A 21,206-nucleotide genomic window follows, 5' to 3' on the forward strand; every position below is an offset into this window, starting at 1 on the left:
ACCTGGGCGAAAGGTTTAGCCTCTAAAAGGTTAAGCAGTATGGCGGCGACACAAAGATTGGAACTGCGCCAGCGCCAATCTCTGGTCATGACGCCGCAGCTGCAGCAGGCCATCAAGCTGCTGCAGCTTTCCAATCTGGAACTGGCGGCAGAAGTTGACAGAGAGATCGAGCAGAATCCTCTGCTTGAACGCGAGGACGGCGGCAACGACACCCTGCTAGAGCCACCGGCGGTGGACCAGCAGGAGGCGGCGCTCGACCCTGCGACGGAACCCGGGCTCGACACAGCCTTCACAGCAGCGGAAACGCCAAGCGACGGCGCAGCGCCCGACAGTGGCGCGGTCGACCACGACAGCGGTCTTGGTGAGATCGTTGCGGCCGACGAAGGCGGCGACAGCCTGGACCGCGCCAACGCCGAGCAGCTGCCCGAACGCGGCGACGACCCGCTGGACACCGACTACGAAAACGTCTTCACCCATGGGGCGTCCTGGGAAAGCGGCGGCGAGGAAGCGGCCTTCTCCAACCGCGGTCTGGGCTCTGCGCGCGGCGACGACCACGACTTTTCGCTGGAACAGCGGCTGTCGGATGAAGTGAGTCTGCGCCAGCACCTCTCCGACCAATTGCTGCTGGAAATCGCAGATCCCGTGGAACGGGCCATCGGCGCGGCGCTGATCGACCTGCTCGACGACAACGGCTATCTGCCGGAGGACCTGGGCGGCCTCGCCGAGCTGCTCGGCTGTCCGGATGCGATCATCGAGGAAACGCTGCAGAAGGTGCAGCGTTTCGAGCCGAGCGGCATCTTTGCCCGCTCCCTGGCCGAGTGCCTTGCACTGCAACTGAAAGAACGCGACCGTTACGACCCGGCCATGCAGGCGCTGGTCGAAAACCTGGAGCTCCTGGCCAAGGGCGATCTGGCGCGCCTGAAGAAACTCTGCGGCGTCGACCAGGAAGATCTCGCGGATATGATCGGGGAGATCAAGGCTCTCGACCCGCGCCCGGCGCTCACCTTCGACGGCTCGGTGGCGCAGCCCGTCATTCCCGACGTACTGCTGCGCCCGGACCGCAAGGGCGGCTGGGTGGTGGAACTCAACGCCGAAACCCTGCCCCGGGTCCTGGTGAACACGGACTACTATGCCCACATCACCACCCAGGTCCGGTCCAAGAAGGAGCGGGAGTACCTCAGCGAGCGCCTGCAGTCAGCCAATTGGCTGGTGAAAGCCCTACACCAGCGCGCCACCACCATTCTCAAGGTCTCGACCGAGATCGTGCGCCAGCAGGACGCATTCTTTCAAAAGGGGGTGGAGCACATGAAGCCCCTGACCCTGCGGGACATCGCCTCGGCCATCGAGATGCATGAATCAACCGTAAGTCGGGTGACCTCCAACAAATACATTGCCACCCCGCGCGGCACCTTCGAATTGAAGTACTTCTTCACCGCCTCCATCGCCGGTGCCGACGGCACCGCCCATTCCGCCGAGGCGGTGCGCCACCGCATAAAGCTGCTGATCGACGGGGAAAGCCGCAAGAAGATCCTCTCCGACGACACCATCGTCGAGCTGCTGCGCAAGGACGGGGTCGACATCGCCAGGCGCACCGTGGCGAAGTACCGCGAGGCGATGCGAATTCCATCCTCGGTGCAGCGTCGGCGTGAGAAATCGGCCAGCGTTAACCAATCTTAACCTATTGATTCGCCACCGTGGCGACCCGATATCTAGGCCTTGGTGAGTCGGCCCCGAGAGGCTATTGACAGCCATCGGGCCCGTCTCTATGTTGCGCCCGCCCTGAGGAAGGGGCTATGCTATGCGGGTGGTGAGCCACCTCGTTACAATCCATAAAAGTGATCATGCAGCTCTCTGTTAAGGGCCAGCAGCTTGACGTCGGTGACGCGCTGCGTACGCACGTTGATGAAAGCCTCTCTCGCATTCTCGACAAGTACTTCGGGGATGCCATTGACTGTGCAGTGACCCTGTCGCGGGAAGCGCATCTCTACCGCGCGGTTGTATCGGCCCACGTAGGGCGTGGCATAAAGCTGGAAGCACAGGGCGAGGCCAACGAGCCTTACCCGGCATTCGATGCGGCGGCGGAGCGGCTGTCGACACGGCTGCGCCGCTACAAGCGTCGTCTGCGCGACCACAACAACAAGGTCGCGAATGCCGACGGCGCGTCGCTGCCGGCACAGCAGTACATTCTGGCCGGCGAAGGCGATGAAGAAACCGGTGAAGACAGTGGCGGCGACAATCAACCCATTGTGGTCGCGGAGATGGCAACGGAGATCCCTGCACTGACAGTCAGCGAGGCTGTAATGCACATGGACCTTGGCAATCTTCCGGCAATGATGTTTCGCAACTCGGCGCACGGCGGCCTGAACATGGTGTACCGGCGCAGCGACGGCAATATCGGCTGGATCGATCCCCGCGGAAACCGCAAAGAGTAGGCCCGCAAGGGCTAACGACGGGCGGGGCGGTCAGGCAAAACCCAAGAGTTACTGATGGAACTATCCGATCTTATCGACCCGGAAAGCGTTGTTGCGAGCCTTCGCGTGACCAGCAAGAAGCAGGCGCTTCAGGAGCTGGCAAAGAAGGCGGCAGAGCTGACCGGACAACCGGAGCGGGCCGTGTTCGAGGTGCTCATCGAACGCGAACGCCTGGGCACCACCGGCGTGGGCCACGGTATCGGCATTCCGCACGGCAAACTTCCGGAACTTGAGCGCCTCTACGGCCTTTTCGCCCGGCTGGAAAACCCCATCGATTTCGATGCCATCGACGAACAGCCGGTCGACCTGATCTTTGTGCTTCTGGCCCCGGAAACCGCGGGGGCCGATCATCTGAAAGCCCTGGCCCGGGTGTCGCGCCTGTTCCGCGACCGGGCGATCTGCGACAAGCTGCGCGGCACCGACAACGCCGATGCCATCTACGCACTGCTGACACAGGGCGCGGCCAGCCACGCCGCCTGACAGGCGCTGCTGCCGGCGGCCTTTGCCGGCGGCCTCTGCGCGTGACAACGGCCCCGCAGCTTGCGGGGCCGTCATTCGTTTAGCAATCTCGAATGGCCAGCAAAAACGGTCAGTGAACGCTGAGCGGCTCCATGCCGTTCTGGCGCACGGCCGCAAAGGCGATGTCGTGATCGGACATCGTGGCTATCTGGGTTCCGTCGGCGGAAAACACCAGATAGACCTCTTTGCCTTCCTGGCTCGTCTTCTTCACATAGGCCAAGTCGTTGACGCCCAGCAAGAGAAAGTCCTGGGGCGAGAGTTCGCGAACGGCTGTCAGTTCGTTCATGTCTTACTCTCCTTTCCGAATATCCTGAATGGATGGCGACTCCCCTGACTGAGACTCCTTGCTGTCGATCTTGATCTTGCGGACCTGCGGCTGCGCCAGCGGACGCTCCAGATCGATGTGGAGCAGGCCCATTTCCAGTGATGCGGCGGTGACTTCGATTCCTTCGGCCAGAACGAAGGAGCGCTGGAACTGGCGCGCCGCGATGCCGCGGTGCAGATAGTTGCGCTGCGCATCGTCCTGCTGCTTGCCGCGGATGACCAGCTGGTTGTCCTCGATCTGGACGGCGAGGTCTTCCTCGGCAAAGCCGGCCACCGCCAGGGTGATGCGCAGGCGGTGCTCGGCGAGCTGCTCGACGTTGTAGGGCGGATAGCCGTCGGCGGTTTTGGAAATTCGGTCAACGGCCCGCTCGAACTCCTCAAATCCGAGCAGCAGCGGGCTGTTGAAAAGCGACAGGCGTGTCATCTGCGGATTTTCCTCCTCTACATCGCGAGCAAGGTCAGCCGTCGTCTTCTAGGCAATACGGGGATACCGGTCTGGTCATCCCTTGCCGGCGGCCCTGGTTAGGCACCGCTTGCACTATATTTGGGGAGGCGGCGGGCAGCGATCAAGCAGCCAGCATGCCTTGGAAGAATCTAGGACAGATTTCCTTTAATTGAAAGGCCGAGCAGAAGTCGGGGTCGCGCGTCCGGCCCGGCTCAGGCGCGCCGGCGGGCGCCGCCGACCTCGGCACTGCCGGAGAACACCGGCTGGGGTGCCGGCGGTCCCAGGAGGTAGCCCTGGCCCATGTGCACGCCGAGGTCGCGCAGCTTGGCAACCTGATCCTCCAGCTCGATCATCTCGGCGATGGTCTTGATCCGCAGATCGCGGCAGAGGTCGCAGAGGTTGCGCAGCATCAGGGAGTCGCGGTCCGACGTCAGCAGTCTGCGGGTGTAGGTGCCGTCGATCTTCACGTAGTCCACCTCCAGCGCCCGCAGGTATTGGAAAGACGCGGCGCCCGCACCGAAGTCGTCGAGGCACATGGAGAAGCCCAGGCCTTTGAGGGTCTGGAAGACGTTGCCGACGCGCTCGAGATCGTAGATCCGCGAGGACTCGGTCGCTTCGAACATCAGGCGCCCGGCCAGGTCCTTGTTCTCCGTGCTCAAGGCCATCAGGGCGTCGATGAAGGCGTCGTTCTGCAGCGACTGGCCCGAGAGATTGACGGCGAGACTGACCGGAGAATGGTCCACCCGCTCCGCCAGGTAGTCGAAGGCACGCCGGGTGCAGGCCAGGTCGAAGTCCTGGATGAGGCCGACCTCCTCGGCGAAAACGATGGTCTGGTATGGCGATTCGCCCTTGGCGAAGCGTGTCAGGGCTTCGAAGTGCGAGATCTCGCGGGTGGCGAGGTCGACGATCGGCTGGAAGGCGAAATCGAAACGGTTCTCGGAGACCACCGCCTTGAATGCGGAGATCCGCTCCTGGGTCTCCGAGACCTGCTCGTGGAAGCTGGCGCTGAGGTTGGAGAAGGCCATCTTGGCCGTGCCGTTGGAGGCGACCTTGTTGATGGCGTAGACCACGGCCTGGGCGGCCTCTTCGCTGGTCAGTTCCTCGGCACCGGCGCCGATGGTGGCCTGTTCGACCGCCAGCCCGCCGCCGACCGGATCGAAAGCGCGGGCAAGCTCCTGCAACTGGCGGCGCACCTCCATGCCCGTCGCCGCGCCGGCCGCGTGAACGATGCCAAAACGGTCCTGGGCAATGGCGCCGGCCGAGTCGCTGTCGATGGAGCCTTCGCGCATCACCGCGCCCGCATCGGCGCAGAAGGCATGCCAGCGGTCCAGGCCCACGCGCTCGCGGAAGGGCTCGGCATCGACCAGTTCGATAAAGGTGAACTCCACGTCTTCGCCGGCAGCCCGGGCGGCCTCCAGGGTTTCCACCGCCGCGGCCTCGAAGGCCTCGCGCTGCAGCAGGCCGCCGTCGGTGCGCTGGGCAGCGGCCCGCGCCTGTTTGGCCGAGGCGGCATTGGCCACCGTGATGGTGCAGTAGACAACTTTTTCGTGGTCCGGGATGCGGCAGGCATTGAAGATGACCTTGATCCCGGCCCCAGCGCCGCGGGCTCCGGCCTCGGCGGATTGGCCGGCCGCGGTTTCCGCCGTCATATCCGCTGTCACCATGGTGGCCAGCAACGGGCCGCAGCGCTTGCCGGCGGACAGGCTGCCGATCTTGGCGACAAGGATCGGCCTGTCTTCGGGCGCGAACAGGTCCAACCAACCCAGACCGATCATCTCCTCCGGCGCGCGGCCGAGAAGCTGGCTCGTCGCCCCCAGGGCATAGCGGATCAGGCTGTCGTCGCCGATTTCCAGCAGCAGGTCCGAAGCGGCAAAGGCAAAAGCCAGAAAGCGGTCGCGCTGCGCGCGCAGCGGCTCGGAGTCGGGCTTGCTCCCCTCCGCGTCTCGCTTCTGTTTGGATTGGTCCATTCCGGCCTTCTGGGAACTGGGCGTTTCGACGACTGCGCAAGGCCTGGGCATCCAAAACAACCCAACGCAGAGCGGCGACATAATCGCATCAATCTAGGGCAAAACACTTAGTCTTTGCTTAAGACTGCGCTTAAGACCGTGGCCGCTTTGAGCAGGCCTCTGTCACCCCGGACACGGCTGCCAAGCCGACGGCCATCGAACCGAGGGCCATCAAACCGGGGACCATCAAGTCCGCAACGCTGGGTTATGGGAATTTAGTCCGTAACCCGGGCGCTGCCGTCCTACCGTTCGATGCGGGTGGTCAGAAACCGCAGTTCCTCGCCGCGGATTTCCACGGCGCTGAGGGAGCCGCTGGCGAAGACGCCGCTGTCGATCCCGATGCGATGCTGCAGAGCAATGGGCCCGTCCGGGGTGTGGCCGTGCACAACCGTGACCGGGTGGGGCCAGTCCCAGCCGCTGAGAAAAGGCTCGCGGATCCACAGCAGGTCCTCTTCATCCTGGTCATCCAGGCGCCGGTCCGGATTGAGGCCGGCATGGACAAAGACGTAGTCGCCGATGCGGTGCTGCAGGGGCAGGGCCTCCAGAAAGGCGAGGCGCTCGTCGCCCAGGGACTCGAAGAGGGCCGCGCCGACTGTCTGCGGATTATCGATCTCCGCATCGGGGGCCAGGCATTTCAGGGTTTCCTCGCCGCCGTAGCGCCACCAGTTCAGCAGACGCGGCAGCGAGAGGTCGCGGCCCGTCGCGGCATCGAGGAGGTAGCGTTCGTGATTGCCCAGGAGCTTGACTTCGCTGATCTCAGGCCGGCCGAGGCCGGCGGCCACCAGATCCAAGGTCTGGAGCGGCTCCCAGCCGCGGTCCACATAGTCGCCCAGCCAGACCACGGAGACGTCGCGGGCATCGTGCTCCAGGGCGATGATGCCGCTGATGCGTTCATGCAGCGTCCAAAGATGGTCGGCATGGGAGTGCACGTCGCCGATCGCGAAGATCGCCTTCCAGGCCGGCAGGGCGCGGGGCGCGGCCTGCCAGGGGCCGGCATCGACGACTATGCGGGACATCGCTGAGCGCTCTGCATCGTTCCAACGCGTTGGACTCTAGAGCATGTTCCGATCATTTGGGATCACTTTGATGGGTGCCGGCAGCTCACCGGCAGCGTTGCGCTGCCTGCCCGATGCGCCGCAACACAGGGAACGGTGAAACCTCCAAACCGACGGGCCTGTCCAAGGCTGTGACGCGATTGTGATACCGCCGGTGGGCGGCGGCAAGACGCTTGGCGGCAGGCGGCAAAGCCGCCGGTTTCGCGGCCACAGGCCAAGCGCGACACAGATTGGTCCCCCGCAAATCCAAAGAAGACCATTTGCAGGTCCCCGGGAAGGGTCTACCATTGCGCGCAACGGCCACTTTAAGCTGTGCCGAAAAAAGGAAACAACGAACTGGGAGGATGACGGTGACACGCTCTCTACGGCGGCTGGCAACGCTGGCCGGCAGCTTGGCATTCGGGTTCGCCCTGATGGCCCTGACAGCCCAGACCGCAACCCAGACTGCGGCGGCGGGCACGCTGGTCATCAATGCCGGAACCTCCGATCCCGCCCCCAAGCAGGCTTTCGAGGAACTGATCGAGCGCTTCGAGGCGGAAAACCCCGACATCGAGGTGAAGCTGAACGTCTTCGATCACGAGGGCTTCAAGACCTCGGTGCGCAACTTCCTCTCCTCCCAGGCGCCTGATGTCATCACCTGGTTCGCCGGCAACCGCATGAAGACCTTCGTCGACCGTAACCTGCTGGAGGATGTGAGCGACGTCTGGGAAGACAACGGCCTGAAGGACGCCATGCCGTCCAGCCTCTCGGCCATGACCGTCGACGGCAAGCAGTACGGCGTGCCCTGGAGCTACTACCAGTGGGGCGTCTATTACCGGCGCGACATCTTCGAGGAAATGGGCCTGACGGCGCCCAAGACCTGGGACGAGTTCATGGCGGTGAACGAGAAGCTGAAGGCCGGCGGCGTCACCCCCATTGCAATCGGCACCAAGTATCTCTGGACCGCCGGCGGCTGGTTCGACTACCTGAACCTGCGGGTCAACGGGCTGCCGTTTCATCTCGAACTGATGGACGGCAAGGTGCCCTACACCGACGACCGGGTCCGCGCGGTCTTCGACAAGTGGCGCCAGATGGTCGATGCCGGACACTTCCTGGAGAACCACGCCACCTACTCCTGGCAGGAGGCGCAGCCCTTCGTGTTCCAGGGCAAGGCCGCGATGTATCTCATCGGCAACTTCTTCGTGCCCTTCTTCCCGGCTGAGATCGCCGACAAGATGGACTTCTTCCAGTTCCCGGTCATCAACCCGGATGTGCCGATGTACGAAGATGCGCCCATCGACACGGTGCATATCCCCGCGCGCGCGCAGAACAAAGAAGACGCCCGCAAGTTCCTCGCCTTCGTTGCGCGAGCCGACAACCAGACCGCCATGAACAAGGTGCTGGAGCGCCTGCCGCCCAACAAGGAAGCGACCGTCAAGGACGACCGCTTCCTGCAGGCCGGTTTCACCATGCTGTCCGAGTCGGAAGGCCTGGCGCAGTTCTACGACCGCGACACCGACCCCGAGATGGCCAAGCTCGGCATGCAGGGTTTCCAGGAGTTCATGGTGAAGCCCGACCGCCTGGACCGCATCCTCGACCGCCTCGAGAAGTCGCGCCAAAGGATCTTCAAGCAATAGGTCCGCTCTGATCGGGCCGGATGCAGGAGGGAAGCGACCGGCCCCGATCCACAAAAAAGCCTGTGGAGGGGGAATGAACGCCCAGGCAAGCCTCGCCGAGCTTCGTGGCCGAAGCTCCTACTGGTATCGCAACCAGACGAAGATCGCGCCGATCCTGTTCCTGGCGCCGGCCTTCATCATGTTCCTGGTCTTCGTGGTCAATCCGATCATCCAGAGCATCTGGATCTCCTTCCATGAATGGGACGGGCTGGGCGACAAGGTCTGGATCGGCTTCGCCAACTACGCCGAACTCTTCGACGACGAGTTGTTCTACGTGGCGCTGTGGAACAACGTCATCTGGCTGGTGCTGTTCATGCTGTCGCCGGTCATCGGGCTGGCGATCGCGCTCTACCTGAACCAGAAGGTCTGGGGCATCCGCCTCGTCAAGTCGCTGTTCTTCTTCCCCTTCGTCATCAGCCAGGTCGTGGTCGGCCTGGTCTTCGCCTGGTTCTACGGTCCCAGCTTCGGCCTGCTGGGCGAGGTGCTCGGCGTCTTCGGCGGCGAGCCGGTGCCGGTGCTCTCCGACGAGCGCTTCGTCACCTACGGGATCGTGGTCGCCGGGCTCTGGCCGCAGACCGCCTATTGCATGATTCTCTATCTGACCGGTCTCAATAACCTGGACGGCGAAGTGATCGAGGCGGCGCGCATCGACAACGCCAAGGGCTGGTCGATGCTCTACCACATCATCCTGCCGCAGCTCCGGCCGGCCACCTTCATCGCCGTGGTGGTGACCGTCATCGGCGCGCTCAGAAGCTTCGACCTGGTGGCCATCATGACCGCGGGCGGACCCTTCGGCAGTTCCACCGTGCTGGCCTACTACATGTACGAGCAGTCGCTTTTCAATTACCGCATGGGGTACGGCGCAGCGGTGGCGACGGTCCTGTTCCTGATCATGGACATCTACATCGCCTTCTTTCTCTACCGCATGCTGAAACAGGAACGCAGGAGCGGCTGATGTATCCGACCGCCATTCAAAAGGCGCCGGCCGGCGTCGCCCTGGGTTACAAGATCTCGCTGCCCATCGCGCTGATCGTCTGGCTGCTGCCGCTGGTCGCGGTGATGCTGACCTCCATGCGCTCACTCAACGACATCACCCAGGGCAACTACTGGGGCCTGCCGACCGAGTGGCAGATCCTGGAGAACTACACCACCGTCTTCACCGCGACGCCGATGACGCTCTACCTGATGAACAGCGTCATCGTCACCCTGCCGACGGTGGCGATCACGGTTGCCATCTCGGCCATGGCCGGCTTCGCCCTGGCCAAGTACAACTTCCGCGGCAACCTTCTGCTCTTTGCGATGTTCATCGCGGGCAACTTCATTCCCTTCCAGATCCTCATGATCCCGGTACGCGACCTGATGGTCCAACTGGGCATGTACGACACCTACTGGTCGCTGATCCTCTTCCACATCGCCTTCCAGACCGGATTCTGCACCCTCTTCATGCGCAACTTCATCCAGGCCCTGCCCCATGAGTTGATCGAAGCGGCGCGGGTGGAAGGGGCGACCGAATTCGAAGTCTTCTGGCATGTTGTCGTGCCGCTGGTGCGCCCGGCCTGCGCGGCGCTGGCGGTGCTGGTCTTCACCTTCATCTGGAACGACTACTTCTGGGCGCTGGTGCTGGTGCAGAGCGACGAGGTGCGGCCGGTCACCGTGGGGTTGGCCGCGCTGCGCGGGCAGTGGGTCGCCTCCTGGCAGCTCATCTCCGCCGGCTCCCTGGTGGCCGCGCTGCCGCCGGTCATCATGTTCTTCGCCATGCAACGCCACTTCATCGCCGGGCTCACCCTGGGCGCGACAAAAGGCTGAGGACCGCCATGCCGCCCTCCTTCGTCCGCCTCGACGGTGCGGACAGCAGTCTGCTGCTCGACTGTCGCGGACCGGGGGTGCCGCTCTGCCTGCACTGGGGCGCCAGCCTGCCGAAAGGCATGGACCCGGAAACCCTCGCCGCTGCGGCGCAGCCGCGCCTGCGCCAGCACGCAACCCTGGACAGCCCGCCGCCGGTCAGCCTGCTGCCGGAAGCGGGGCTCGGTTTCTTCGGCGCGCCGGGCCTGGAGGGACACCGCGCACAGAATGACTGGGCCACCGCTTTCGAGCTGCGCGAGATCGCGCAGCAAGACGATGCCCTGCGCCTCCATCTGGAAGAACCGCAGGCGATGCTGGCGCTTACGCTCGACATCCGAATGCACGCCGCCAGCGGCGTTGTCTCGCGCCGTTCGGTGCTGACCAACCGCGCCGCCGAGGCCTACAACCTCACCTGGCTGGCCGGGGCCGCCGTCGACCTGCCGGAAGACGCAGAGGACGCCCTGCTGCTGCGCGGCGCCTGGAGCAGCGAGTTCACAGTCCGCCGCATCGCGCTGGGCGCCGGGCAGATCGCCCAGGAAAACCGCCGCGGCCGTACCAGCCACGCCAGCTTTCCCGGCTGCATCGTCGGCAGCCGGGGCTTCGACGACCTGCAGGGCAGCGTCTACGGGTTTCACCTCGCCTGGAGCGGCAACCACCGCCTGCTGATCGACCACCAGCCCGACGCCGGCCACCAGGTTCAACTCGGCGAGCTGCTGCTGCCGGGGGAGGTGGTTCTGGGCGAGGGCGAGCGCTACGAAAGCCCCTGGGTGCACGCGGCCTGGTCGTCAGCCGGATTGAACGATCTCTCCCAGCGCTTCCACGCCTTTCTGCGCGATGCGGTTCTGCCGCCCGGCGTTGCCGCGCAGCCGCGCCGCGTGCACTACAATTCCTGGGAAGCGATCTACTTCGATCACAGCGAAGAGAAGCTCTTCGCCCTGGCCGAACAGGCAGCCGCGCTGGGGGTCGAGCGCTTCGTGCTGGACGACGGCTGGTTTCCCGGCCGTGTCAGCGCCGAGTCCGGCCTCGGCGACTGGCAGGTCGACCCGACCAAGTATCCGCAAGGTCTCGACCCGCTGATCGCCAGGATCACGGACCTCGGCATGGACTTCGGTCTCTGGGTCGAGCCGGAGATGATCAACCCCGACAGCGATCTCTACCGGGCACATCCCGACTGGGTGCTGGCGCTGCCGGGCCATGCGCGCCCGACCGGGCGCCATCAGCTCGTGCTCGACCTGACCCGGACGGAGGTGTCCGATCATCTCTTCGCCTGGCTGGACCGGCTGCTGTCGGACCACACCATCGCCTACCTGAAGTGGGACCACAACCGCGACCTGGCCCCGGCCGGCGATGCCCTGGGGCGCCCTGCGGCGCGGCGCCAGACCCTGGCCTTCCACGCCCTGCTCGACCGACTGCGCGCCGCCCATCCGCAGGTGGAGATCGAATCCTGCGCCTCCGGCGGCGGGCGCGCCGATTATGAAGTCCTGCGCCGCAGCGAGCGGCTCTGGACCAGCGACAACAACGACGCTCTGGCGCGCCAGACCATCCAGCGCGGCGCCAGCCTGTTCTTTCCGCCGGAGGTCCTGGGCGCCCATGTCGGCCCCGCCGCCAGCCACACCGCCGGGCGCCGCTTCAGCCTCGACTTCAGGGCCGGCACGGCCCTCTTCGGGCACTTCGGGCTGGAGTTCGACCTGGCCGAACTGAGCGCCGGGGAACACGACGCCCTGAAGGCCTGGATCGCGCTCTACAAGCGCTTCCGTCCGCTGATCCATGGCGGCCGGCTCTACCGGCTGCCCTTTATGGGCGCCAGGGGCCAGGCCTGGCTCAGCATCGCCCGGGACGCTTCGGAAGGGCTCGCCGCCCTGGTCTGCCTGGACCCGCCGCTGCCCCCGCAGCCGGCGCCGCTGCAGTTGCCCGGTTTCGATCCGGATGCCGAGTACCGGGTCACGCTGCTGCCGCCCGTGCCAAAAGAGCTCGGCAATTACCTGAACGATATGCGGGCTTGGCTTGACGGCCAAATCGTGTTGTCTGGCCGGCTGTTGGCAGAGGGTGCGCTACACTTCGGACTCGTCCGTCCACAGTCCATCGCCCTGATACATCTGGAGAAGGTCTGAGCGGAATGCTTGGCGTCTGCTACTACCCGGAACACTGGCCGGAGAGCCGCTGGGCCGAAGATGCCGCCGCCATGGCGGCGCTGGGCATCACCTACGTGCGCATCGGCGAGTTCGCTTGGAGCTTCATGGAGCCGCGACGCGATGCCTTCGCGTGGGACTGGCTCGACCGCGCGATCGAGACCCTTTCGGCCGCCGGCCTTAAGGTCGTGCTTGGCACGCCGACGGCAACACCGCCCAAGTGGCTGGTCGACGAGCGCCCGGAAATCCTGCCCGCCGACGACCGTGGGCGCGTGCTGCGTTTCGGGGCAAGGCGTCACTACTGCTTTTCGAGTCCGGCCTGGTGGGAGGAAACGCAGCGTATCGTCGAAGCCATGGGCGCGCGCTACGGAAACCACCCCGCCGTCGCCGGATGGCAGATCGACAACGAATACGGCTGCCACAACACCGTGCTGTCCTACGTGCCGCATTGCGTGCCGGCCTTTCGCAACTGGCTGCTTGACCGATACAAGACGATCGAGCGTCTGAACGAGGCCTGGGGCACCGCCTTCTGGAGCCAGACCTACGGCGGCTTTCACGAAGTGGACCTGCCCAACCTGACGGTGACCGAGGCCAACCCCTCGCATCTGCTGGACTACCGCCGCTTCGCCTCGGATCAGGTCGCCGTTTACAACCGCCTGCAGGCGGAGATCCTGCGCCGCCTTTCGCCAGGCCGATTCCTGGCGCACAACTTCATGGGCTTCTTCACCGAGTTCGATCACTACCCCCTGGCACGCGATCTGGATGTCGTGTCCTGGGACAGCTATCCGCTGGGTCACACCGACCAGCGCCTGCCCATGCCCGCCGAGGACAAGAAGCGCTGGGCGCGCTCCGGCCACCCCGACGTCGCGGCTTTCCATCACGATCTCTGCCGCGGCATGGGCACGGCGCGCTGGTGGGTCATGGAGCAACAGCCGGGCCCCGTGAACTGGGCCGACTTCAACCCGGCGCCGGCGAAGGGCATGGTGCGGCTGTGGACCTGGGAGGCCTTCGCCCACGGCGCGGAAGTGGTGTCCTACTTCCGCTGGCGTCAGGCGCCCTTCGCGCAGGAGCAGATGCACGCCGGCCTCAACCGCCCCGACGGCGCGCTGGACCAGGGCGGCGAAGAGGCCCGCCAGGTCGGCGAGGAGATCGCAGCCCTTGCGGACTCGCTCGGCAAACGCCATCAGGCGCCGGTCGCGCTGGTGTTTGACTACGAGGCCGTCTGGACCTTCGAGATCCAGCCGCAGGGCCGGGGCTTCAACTACAAGGATCTCGCCCACCGCTTCTACCGCTGCCTCAGGCGGCTGGGGCTGGACGTCGACATCCTGCCGGCGGGGGCAGCGCTCGACGGCTATGCCCTGGCGGTCGTGCCCAGTCTGCCCATCCTGCGCAGCGGCGCCGTCGCGGCGCTGGCGGAGAGCGACGCCGCCGTCGTCCTCGGCCCGCGCAGCGGATCGAAGACCGAGAGCTTCCAGATCCCCGAGGGCCTGCCGCCCGGCCCCCTACGCCAACTGATCGACATGCAGGTGACCCGCGTGGAGAGCCTGCCGCCCGCGGTGCGCGATCAGATCACCTGGGGCAACAAGGGTTACAGCATAGGCCTCTGGCGCGAGCGCCTGGAGAGCGCGGCGGCGGAGACGCAGGCCCGCTTCCCTGACGGCGAGACCGCGATCCTGTCACAGGGCCGCACCCACTACCTCGGCTTCTGGCCGGAAGAGGATTTCCTGACCGACTATCTGGCGTCCCTGGCCGAAGCGCGCGGCCTGACGGTCCAACGTCTCGACGACGCGCTGCGGCTGCGCCGTCTTGGCGATCTCACCTTCGCCTTCAATTACGGCGACAAGCCGCTGCCGGCACCGGCGCCGGAAGGCAGCGCCTTCGTGCTGGGCGGGCGGGAGATCGCTGGCCACGATCTGGCGGTCTGGCGCAAGGGCTGAGACGGAAAGTTCCTGGCCACTCAACCCTGTGCGGCGCGGTTGATCTCGTCATGCCGCGCCCGCACCGGAGGGGGCCAGCGGCTCTTGATATAGGACAGCACGGCCCAGATCTCCTCGTCGCTGAGGATACCCTCATAGGCCGGCATATCGCTTTCGTAGGCGCCGCCGGCAATGGCCGCAGGCCCGTACTTGGTGAGCGCGAAAAGCTGGACGTCGGGGTGGTGCCAGGTGTGGCCGCTGGGATCGTGCGGTGGCGCCGGCAGGCGCCCGTCGGCGCGGCGCTGGCGCCAGTTGGCCTGCCCTTCCAGATTGGCGCCGTGGCAGACCGCGCACTCGGCGGCATAGACGTCGCGGCCCAGCGCCACCAGCCGGACGTCGTCTGGATCGATCCCGCCGGCTGCCTGCTGCTGCACCACCGCGAGGGTGCCGGCCAGTCCGGCAGCCAGGATCAAGACCACAAAGGCGATCGTTACCCGCCGCCGTTTGACTGTCCTCATCCCCGCACGCCCGCCGTTCGTTTCACATCCGGACGAGCTTGAGGATTCCAGCCACTGGAAGGTCAAGCGGCGGGGGTCGGCGCCGCAGGGCGGACCGGATGGCCCGTCCCGCAGAGCCTCCTTTGTTACTGCAGGGCCCGCTTCAAAAGCGGAATCCGCGAGAGCAGCAGCAGGTCCAGCGCCAGCACCGTCACCAGGGTGAGCCCAACCAGCGGAAACGCCAGGGACAGCAGGAGCATCAGGAAGACGGCGCCTTTCCAAAGCGGCAGGTTCGCCGGCAGCGGCGGTGCGGCCAGGCGGGCGATCCCGCTGGGGCGACGCTTCCACCACATCACCACGCCGCTGATGCAGAGGAAGACGACCGCCAGACAGAACAGCGCGTTCAGTGCCGTATTCCACAGCCCCATGTCGCCCTGGTGCAACGCGATGCCCACGGCCATGGCCTTGGCTGCGAGGGCGTAGTCGTCGTAGCCCACCTCGGCCAGCACTTTGCCGGTGTATTGATCGACGTGGACGGTGCGGTCGCCGGTCGGGGTCTCGGTATCGCCGTCCATGGAATCGGCGGAGATCGTGTAGACGCCTTCGGCGCCCTCGGGCAGGTTGATGCGGAACTGCTTCTCGAAGCCGATTTCGCGCGCCAGGGCCACCACGCTGGTGAGGTTGACAGCGGTTCCCTCGGGCACGCCGGCCGCACCGGCCTGCGATCCCGAAGACGGCATCGGCGTCTGCTCCAGGCCCCAGGGCACCTCCTTCAAGGCACCGTGGTTCATGCTGGCATGGGTCTCATCCGACAGCGGGACGTTGTCCCACTTCTCCGCCGGAAAAGTGCTCCAGGCCTGAACGAACTGGCCGCCCCAGATGCCGGCCCAGGCAAGACCGGAAATCAGGAAGAACACCAGCAGCAGGGAGAGATAGAAGCCGATGCTGACATGCAGTTCCTTCCACAGCATCCGGCCTCTCGCGCTGAGCCGGGGAAGGAGCGCCCGCGCAAGGCCGGTTCCGTCGCGCGGCCACCAGAGATAGAGGCCGGTGACCACCATAACGATGGCAAGGCCGGCGGCGATCTCGATCAGGCGGTCGCCGAGGTCGCCGATCAGCAGCGTGCCGTGGATGTCGCTGGCGAAGTAGTACCAGGTCGAGTCCTTGTCGACCGACGACAGCACTGCGTTGGTGTAGGGGTCGACGGCGGCGATCCAATTGACGCCATCGGCCTTCACCCTGACCAGGGCGGTGCGGTCGGCAGCCGGCGGCGGCATGTACTGGCTGACGCTGCCGCCGGGATGGGTGTCGAGCGCGGCCTGGGCCTGGGCGACGGCAGTGGTCATCTGTTCCTGCGGCACAACATAGAGCCGCTCGCCGAAGCGCGTTTCCACCGAGTTGAAATAGACCATGATGAGGCCGGTCACGGCCAGCATGAGCAGGAAGGGGATGACGAAGAGCCCGGCATAGAAATGCCAGCGCCAGGCAGCGAGGTAGAACTTGCGCGAAAACGCGGAGGTCGAATCGCGGGGCTCTGCAGAAGCTGCAGACTCCGCCGAGACGGAAGAGGTGTCCATGAGACGGTTCCCTTTGCGGCGACCGGAGCCGCCGAAGCTGAGTGGTGCGGTTGAAGCGGAGGTCAGCTTTGGGAAGAGGGCGGCGCCCGCGCGGCCAGGGAGTGATGCAGCCAGTCCGACGTCGCCGCCAGGTCCGCCGGCAGGACGGGAAGGGGTTTGCCCAGTGTAAGGCGCGCGGGCCCATAGGCATCGCCGGCAAGGGGCAGGGACAGCGTGAAGGTGCAGGCCCCGGGGCAGGTCCGGAAGGTGTCGCCGTCGGCCGGCGCCGGTTCCTCCGATGGCTGCTCCCCATCGTTCTTCCCGGCGCTCTCCCCAAAGCCGCCGGCGGCGGGATCGAGGCTGCGCAGATCGACGATGCCGTTGGGTGTGCACAGCAGGAAAAAGTCGTCGCTGCCGCCGGGGGCGCCCGCCATTGCATGGGCCGGCAGGCAGGGCAGCAGCAGCCGCGCGACCAGCACAAGCGCAACCACCACAGCAGCCCACTGCCGCGGTGTTGCCGTGCGGATACGCCCGCTCGTTCTCCGCCTGCCGGTTACCGGCGCGATCACCATCAAGCTCCGGAGCCTGCCTGATCCCCTGTTCGATCCGACAGTCTAGGCGCGGTGTTGCGCGGTCTCACCGGGACAATGTGTCGCGCCCCCGGGTGTCGCGCCCTCGGGTGTCGCGCCCCCGGGTGTCGCGCCCCGCAGAGACTATCCCGAAGACTCCGCTCTGCTAGCGGATGGCGCGCAGCACCGCTTCGCCGCAGGCGCGTGTGTCGGCGCTGCCGCCGAGATCGCGGGTGCGCGTCGCCGGATCCGCCAGGGCCGCTTCCATGGCGCGTTCCAGCGCCGCCGCCGCTGCGCCTTCGCCCAGGTGATCCAGCATCATCGCAGCGGTCCAGACGGCGGCGATGGGGTTGGCGATGCCCTGGCCGGCGATATCCGGCGCCGAGCCGTGCACCGGCTCGAAGAGCGACGGGAACTCCCGCGTCGGATTCAGATTGGCCGCCGGCGCGATGCCGATGGAGCCGGCCACGGCAGGTCCGAGGTCGGAGAGGATATCGCCGAAGAGATTGGAGGCGACCACCACGTCGAACCAGTCCGGGTGCTGCACGAAGTGCGCGGTCAGGATGTCGATGTGATACTGCGCGGTCTCGATGTCGGGGAAGCGCGCCGCTGCTGCGGCGAAGCGCTCGTCCCAGTAGGGCATGGTGTGCACGATGCCGTTGGACTTGGTCGCCGAGGTGACGTGCCTGCGCTTGCGCTTGCGCGCCAGCTCGAAGGCGTAGTCGAGAATGCGGTCGACCCCGCGGCGCGTGAAGATGGAAAGCTGGGAGGCCATCTCGTGGTCGGAGCCGTGATAGAGGCGCCCGCCGACCTCGGAGTACTCGCCCTCGACGTTCTCGCGCACGACGATGAAGTCGATGTCCTCCGGCCCGCGGCCGGCCAGCGGCGAGGTTATGCCCTGCAGCAGGCGCACCGGCCGCACGTTGGCATAGAGGTCGAGCTCGCGGCGCAGCGGGATCAGCAGGCCCCAGAGGGAGACGTGGTCCGGCACGCCCGGCCAGCCGACGGCACCCAGGTAGATCGCATCGAAGCCCTTCACCGCTTCGATCCCGTCTTCCGGCATCATGCGCCCGGTCTCGGCATAGCGCTGGCAGGACCAGTCGAAGCTCTGCCACTCGATGGCGAAGCCGTGTACGTCGGCCACCGCCTCGGCGGCGCGCTGGCCGACCGGGATCACCTCCTGGCCGATGCCGTCACCGGGAATGACGGCGATGCGATAGGTCTTTCCTGTCATTAATCCTGTCCTTTGAAAAACGCGAGGAAGGCGTCCAGCACGGCATCGGGGCATTCCTCGGCAAGATAATGGCCGCCGGGCAGAGGGCCGCCGCGCACATCCTCGGCGCGCCGGCGCCAGAGCGCCAGCACGTCGAAACAGCGGTCGACGGCGCCGCCGGCGGACCACAGCGCCAGCAGCGGGCAGGCGACCTTGCGGCCGCCGTCCTCGTCGTCGTGGCGGATGTCGATCCCGGCGGAGGCGCGGTAGTCCTCGCAGGTCGCATGGATGGTCGCGGGGTCGCGAAAGGCGGCCAGATAGTCCTCCAGCGCCTCGGCGCCGAACGGGCTCATGCCGGCGGCCCCTGCGCCGCAGCGCCAGCGCCAGAAGCCCTCCGGGTCGGCGGCCATCATCTGCTCCGGCAGGGGCGCCTTCTGGATCATGAAGAACCAGTGCCAGTAGGCGCGGGCAAAGGCCTCGGTCGTGCCGCGGTACATCTCGCGCGTCGGCGCGATGTCCAGCACCGCCAGGCGTTCGACCCGCTGCGGCCAGTCCAGCGCCAGGCGGTGGGCGACCCGGGCGCCGCGGTCGTGGGCGCCGATCAGGAAGCGTTCGTGTCCGAGCCGCTCCATCACCGCGACCATGTCGGCCGCCATGGCGCGCTTGGAATAGGGCGCATGCTCGGCGTCGCTCGGCGGCTTGGACGAGCGGCCATAGCCGCGCAGGTCGGTGGCGACGACCGTAAAGTCCTGCGCCAGCCGCGGCGCCACCTTGTGCCACATGGCGTGGGTCTGGGGATTGCCGTGCAGCAGCAGCAGCGGCGGCCCCGCCCCGCCGGCAACGCCGTGGATCGTCGCGCCGTCGCCGGGCAGGTCAAAGCGTGTAAAGCCGTCGAACATGGCTTTTTGGGTAGCGAAGCGGCGGCGGCAAGTCCAATCGCCGCCATTGATCGCCTCAGATTATCAATCGGCCGTTCGTCCCACCGCTTGAGGCGCCGGCAGATAGTCGAGGAAGCTGAGGGCGCTCTGCATCACCTCGCGCTCACGCCAGACCACGTAGACCTCCACCAGCGGGCCGCCGCCCTCAAGCGGGCGGTAGACCACGTCGTCGCGGCGGAACTGGGTGACCCATTCCGGCACCAGGGAGACGCCGAGGCCGGCGGCCACCATGGCGATGATGACATGGCGCTCGTTGGCTTCCTGCAGAATGCGCGGTTCGTAGCCGCGGCTGCGGAAGTAGTCGTGCACCACGTCGAAGAGGATCGGGCGGTGGGAGCGGGCCGGGATGACCAGCGGTTCCTTGGCGATCTCCTGGGCCGGCACGGCCTCCCGCGCGGCCAGGGGGTGGTCGGCCGGAAGCGCGGCGACGATGGGCTCGGTCAGCACGTGGCGGGCGGCCAGATGGCTGTCCTTGGGCCAGACCCGGACAAAGGCTATGTCCAGGTGACGATTGGATAATGCGTGCAGGGCCGGGGCCGAGAGCATCTCGTTCACCTTGATCTCGACCTCGGGATTGTCGCGGCGGAAGCGGCGCACCACCTGGGGCAGCAGCCCGGCGGTCGCGGAGTCGACGCCGCCGACCTTCAGCAGCTCCGCCCCCTCGCCCGCGACGGTGCGCGCCGCCACCGCGGCGGCCTCCGCCTGCGCCAGGGTGGCCCGCGCTTCCGGCAGGAAGCTCTCGCCCGCGCGGGTCAGGCTGACCCGGCGGGTGGTGCGCAGAAACAGGCGTACGCCCAACTCGTCCTCCAGCCCGCGGACCTGGGCGGAGAGCGCCGGCTGCGCCATGTGCAGCCGCTCGGCGGCGCGGCCGAAATGCAGCTCGTCTGCGACCGCCAGGAATATGCGCAGTTGCTTAAGTTCCATTGGGGCATCGATTGGACTAGAGAACGCGTCAACTTGAATTCTTCAGGGGGATTGTTCAATAAATTCTTCTCAATCCCCGGACGACCGCCGCATAGCATCGCCCGACCGTAAAAGAGTAACAATCTATCCAATAGGGAGGATTTCAATGCGCATTCTTGCTGCCGCAGCCGCACCGGCCGCTGCGCTCGCCTTGGCAACCGCGCTGCTGGCGCCCGCCGCCATCGCCGCCGACTATCCCAGCAAGCCCGTGACCTACATCGTCCCCTACAATCCGGGCGGCGAGTCCGACGTCACCGCACGTTTCCAGGAGCCCTATTTCAAGGAAGTAACGGGCGAGGACGTGGTTATCCAGTACAAGCCCGGCGCCGGCGGGGCCACGGCCTGGGCCCAGCTCAACGGCTTCGAGGCCGACGGCTACACCATCATGAACGTGAACTTCCCCCACGCCATCCTGCAGCCGGCCATGAAAGACGTCGGCTACCAGACCGAGGATGTGACGCCGGCCTTCGTCTTCCACTACACCCCCGATGCGATCCTGGTGCGGGCCGACAGCCCCTATCAGACGCTGCAGGATCTGATCGACGACGCCAAGGCCAACCCGGGCGCCACCACCTTCTCCGGCTCCGGCACCAACTCGGCCAACCACCTGGCCACCGTGCGCTTCGACCAGATGGCGGGCACCAAGTCCACCTACATCCCCTTCAAGGGCTCCGCCCCCTCCATCGCGGCGCTGCTCGGCGGCCAGGTGAAGGCGGCCATGAGCTACACCACCCAGGGCATCAAGGCCGGGGATCAGGTGCGGGTGCTGGCCATCGCGACGGAAGAGCGCGTCGCCGCCTATCCCGACGTGCCGACCTTCAAGGAGCTGGGCTTCGACTACGTGGCCGGCGCCTACCGCGGCGTCACCCTGCCGCAGAACGCCCCGGCAGAGGTCCGCGCCCGGCTTTCGGCCATCATCGGCGAGATCAACGCCAAGCCGGAGTTCCGGCAGAAGATGGAGGAGAACGGCTACGTCGTGACCGACATCCCGCACGACAAGGTCGATCAGTTCATCGCCGACCGCCGGGCCGAATACGCCTCGGCCATCGAGGCGCTGAAAGCGGCCAACTGACGCGCAGGCCGAAAGTCCTGACCTAAGTCCGGCGCG

At 66.2% G+C, this 21,206-nt stretch carries 19 protein-coding genes; 9 read left to right on the plus strand and 10 right to left on the minus strand.

Features of this window, described 5'->3' with window-relative positions; translation table 11 throughout:
- The first annotated feature begins 39 nt into the window (after positions 1 to 39).
- From rpoN to ptsN, 3 genes are all read left to right on the plus strand, one after another.
- Positions 40 to 1,677, plus strand: coding sequence for an RNA polymerase factor sigma-54 (rpoN, locus tag Q0982_RS01360; protein WP_299391085.1), 1,638 nt, complete (start codon positions 40 to 42; stop codon positions 1,675 to 1,677).
- A 164-nt stretch (positions 1,678 to 1,841) separates the two neighbouring features.
- Positions 1,842 to 2,432 (plus strand): ribosome-associated translation inhibitor RaiA, encoded by a 591-nt coding sequence (gene raiA / locus Q0982_RS01365; RefSeq protein ID WP_299391087.1) that lies wholly within the window; start codon positions 1,842 to 1,844, stop codon positions 2,430 to 2,432.
- 54 nt (positions 2,433 to 2,486) lie between these two features.
- Complete coding sequence (gene ptsN, locus Q0982_RS01370; RefSeq protein WP_299391089.1) at positions 2,487 to 2,951, plus strand: PTS IIA-like nitrogen regulatory protein PtsN; 465 nt, start codon at positions 2,487 to 2,489, stop codon at positions 2,949 to 2,951.
- Between the two features lie 109 nt (positions 2,952 to 3,060).
- On the opposite strand, the gene Q0982_RS01375 is transcribed toward ptsN, so the two are convergent.
- The 4 genes from Q0982_RS01375 to Q0982_RS01390 all read right to left on the minus strand — a co-directional run bounded on the left by Q0982_RS01375 (position 3,061) and on the right by Q0982_RS01390 (position 6,781).
- Entirely contained in the window at positions 3,061 to 3,276 is a 216-nt protein-coding gene (locus Q0982_RS01375; protein WP_299391091.1) for a DUF1150 family protein, read from the minus strand.
- A 3-nt stretch (positions 3,277 to 3,279) separates the two neighbouring features.
- Positions 3,280 to 3,738, minus strand: coding sequence for an Hsp20 family protein (locus tag Q0982_RS01380; protein ID WP_299391092.1), 459 nt, complete (start codon positions 3,736 to 3,738; stop codon positions 3,280 to 3,282).
- Between the two features lie 233 nt (positions 3,739 to 3,971).
- Positions 3,972 to 5,726: an EAL domain-containing protein gene (locus tag Q0982_RS01385; RefSeq protein ID WP_299391094.1), complete on the minus strand. Its 1,755-nt coding sequence runs from the start codon at positions 5,724 to 5,726 to the stop codon at positions 3,972 to 3,974.
- Positions 5,727 to 6,007: 281 nt separating this feature from the next.
- Positions 6,008 to 6,781 carry a metallophosphoesterase gene (locus tag Q0982_RS01390; protein ID WP_299391095.1) on the minus strand — a complete coding sequence of 258 codons (774 nt, stop codon included), beginning with the start codon at positions 6,779 to 6,781 and terminating at the stop codon, positions 6,008 to 6,010.
- 389 nt (positions 6,782 to 7,170) lie between these two features.
- On the opposite strand from Q0982_RS01390, the gene Q0982_RS01395 reads away from it, so the two are divergent.
- The 5 genes from Q0982_RS01395 to Q0982_RS01415 all read left to right on the plus strand — a co-directional run bounded on the left by Q0982_RS01395 (position 7,171) and on the right by Q0982_RS01415 (position 14,383).
- Positions 7,171 to 8,436 carry an ABC transporter substrate-binding protein gene (locus Q0982_RS01395; protein WP_299391097.1) on the plus strand — a complete coding sequence of 422 codons (1,266 nt, stop codon included), beginning with the start codon at positions 7,171 to 7,173 and terminating at the stop codon, positions 8,434 to 8,436.
- A gap of 73 nt (positions 8,437 to 8,509) precedes the next feature.
- Positions 8,510 to 9,430, plus strand: a complete 921-nt coding sequence (locus tag Q0982_RS01400; protein ID WP_299391099.1) for a carbohydrate ABC transporter permease — start codon at positions 8,510 to 8,512, stop codon at positions 9,428 to 9,430.
- Positions 9,430 to 10,281 carry a carbohydrate ABC transporter permease gene (locus Q0982_RS01405; protein WP_299391100.1) on the plus strand — a complete coding sequence of 284 codons (852 nt, stop codon included), beginning with the start codon at positions 9,430 to 9,432 and terminating at the stop codon, positions 10,279 to 10,281. Before Q0982_RS01400 ends, Q0982_RS01405 begins: the two co-directional genes overlap by 1 nt.
- Positions 10,282 to 10,289: 8 nt before the next feature.
- Complete coding sequence (locus Q0982_RS01410) at positions 10,290 to 12,428, plus strand: alpha-galactosidase (RefSeq protein ID WP_299391102.1); 2,139 nt, start codon at positions 10,290 to 10,292, stop codon at positions 12,426 to 12,428.
- A 5-nt stretch (positions 12,429 to 12,433) separates the two neighbouring features.
- Positions 12,434 to 14,383 (plus strand): beta-galactosidase, encoded by a 1,950-nt coding sequence (locus tag Q0982_RS01415; protein WP_299391103.1) that lies wholly within the window; start codon positions 12,434 to 12,436, stop codon positions 14,381 to 14,383.
- 20 nt (positions 14,384 to 14,403) lie between these two features.
- Here Q0982_RS01415 and Q0982_RS01420 read toward each other — a convergent pair whose 3' ends face one another.
- The 6 genes from Q0982_RS01420 to Q0982_RS01445 all read right to left on the minus strand — a co-directional run bounded on the left by Q0982_RS01420 (position 14,404) and on the right by Q0982_RS01445 (position 20,059).
- Positions 14,404 to 14,880, minus strand: coding sequence for a cytochrome c (locus Q0982_RS01420; protein WP_299391105.1), 477 nt, complete (start codon positions 14,878 to 14,880; stop codon positions 14,404 to 14,406).
- Positions 14,881 to 15,005: 125 nt separating this feature from the next.
- A complete protein-coding gene (locus Q0982_RS01425; RefSeq protein ID WP_299391107.1) occupies positions 15,006 to 16,436 on the minus strand; it encodes a PepSY domain-containing protein in 1,431 nt (476 codons plus the stop codon).
- A 62-nt stretch (positions 16,437 to 16,498) separates the two neighbouring features.
- Positions 16,499 to 16,909, minus strand: a complete 411-nt coding sequence (locus Q0982_RS01430; RefSeq protein ID WP_299391108.1) for a hypothetical protein — start codon at positions 16,907 to 16,909, stop codon at positions 16,499 to 16,501.
- 241 nt (positions 16,910 to 17,150) lie between these two features.
- Positions 17,151 to 18,218: a tartrate dehydrogenase gene (locus Q0982_RS01435; RefSeq protein WP_299391110.1), complete on the minus strand. Its 1,068-nt coding sequence runs from the start codon at positions 18,216 to 18,218 to the stop codon at positions 17,151 to 17,153.
- A complete protein-coding gene (locus Q0982_RS01440) occupies positions 18,218 to 19,096 on the minus strand; it encodes an alpha/beta fold hydrolase (protein WP_299391111.1) in 879 nt (292 codons plus the stop codon). The genes Q0982_RS01435 and Q0982_RS01440 overlap by 1 nt, the downstream gene beginning before the upstream one ends.
- A gap of 63 nt (positions 19,097 to 19,159) precedes the next feature.
- On the minus strand, positions 19,160 to 20,059 hold the full coding sequence (locus Q0982_RS01445; protein ID WP_299391113.1) for a LysR substrate-binding domain-containing protein: 900 nt from the start codon (positions 20,057 to 20,059) through the stop codon (positions 19,160 to 19,162).
- Positions 20,060 to 20,204: 145 nt separating this feature from the next.
- Here Q0982_RS01445 and Q0982_RS01450 point away from each other — a divergent pair, with 145 nt between their 5' ends.
- Positions 20,205 to 21,170 (plus strand): tripartite tricarboxylate transporter substrate binding protein, encoded by a 966-nt coding sequence (locus tag Q0982_RS01450; RefSeq protein WP_299391115.1) that lies wholly within the window; start codon positions 20,205 to 20,207, stop codon positions 21,168 to 21,170.
- Positions 21,171 to 21,206: the final 36 nt, after the last annotated feature.

Origin of the sequence: Pelagibius sp., from assembly GCF_028281305.1 — a bacterium.
Lineage (GTDB): Bacteria > Pseudomonadota > Alphaproteobacteria > Kiloniellales > Kiloniellaceae > Pelagibius.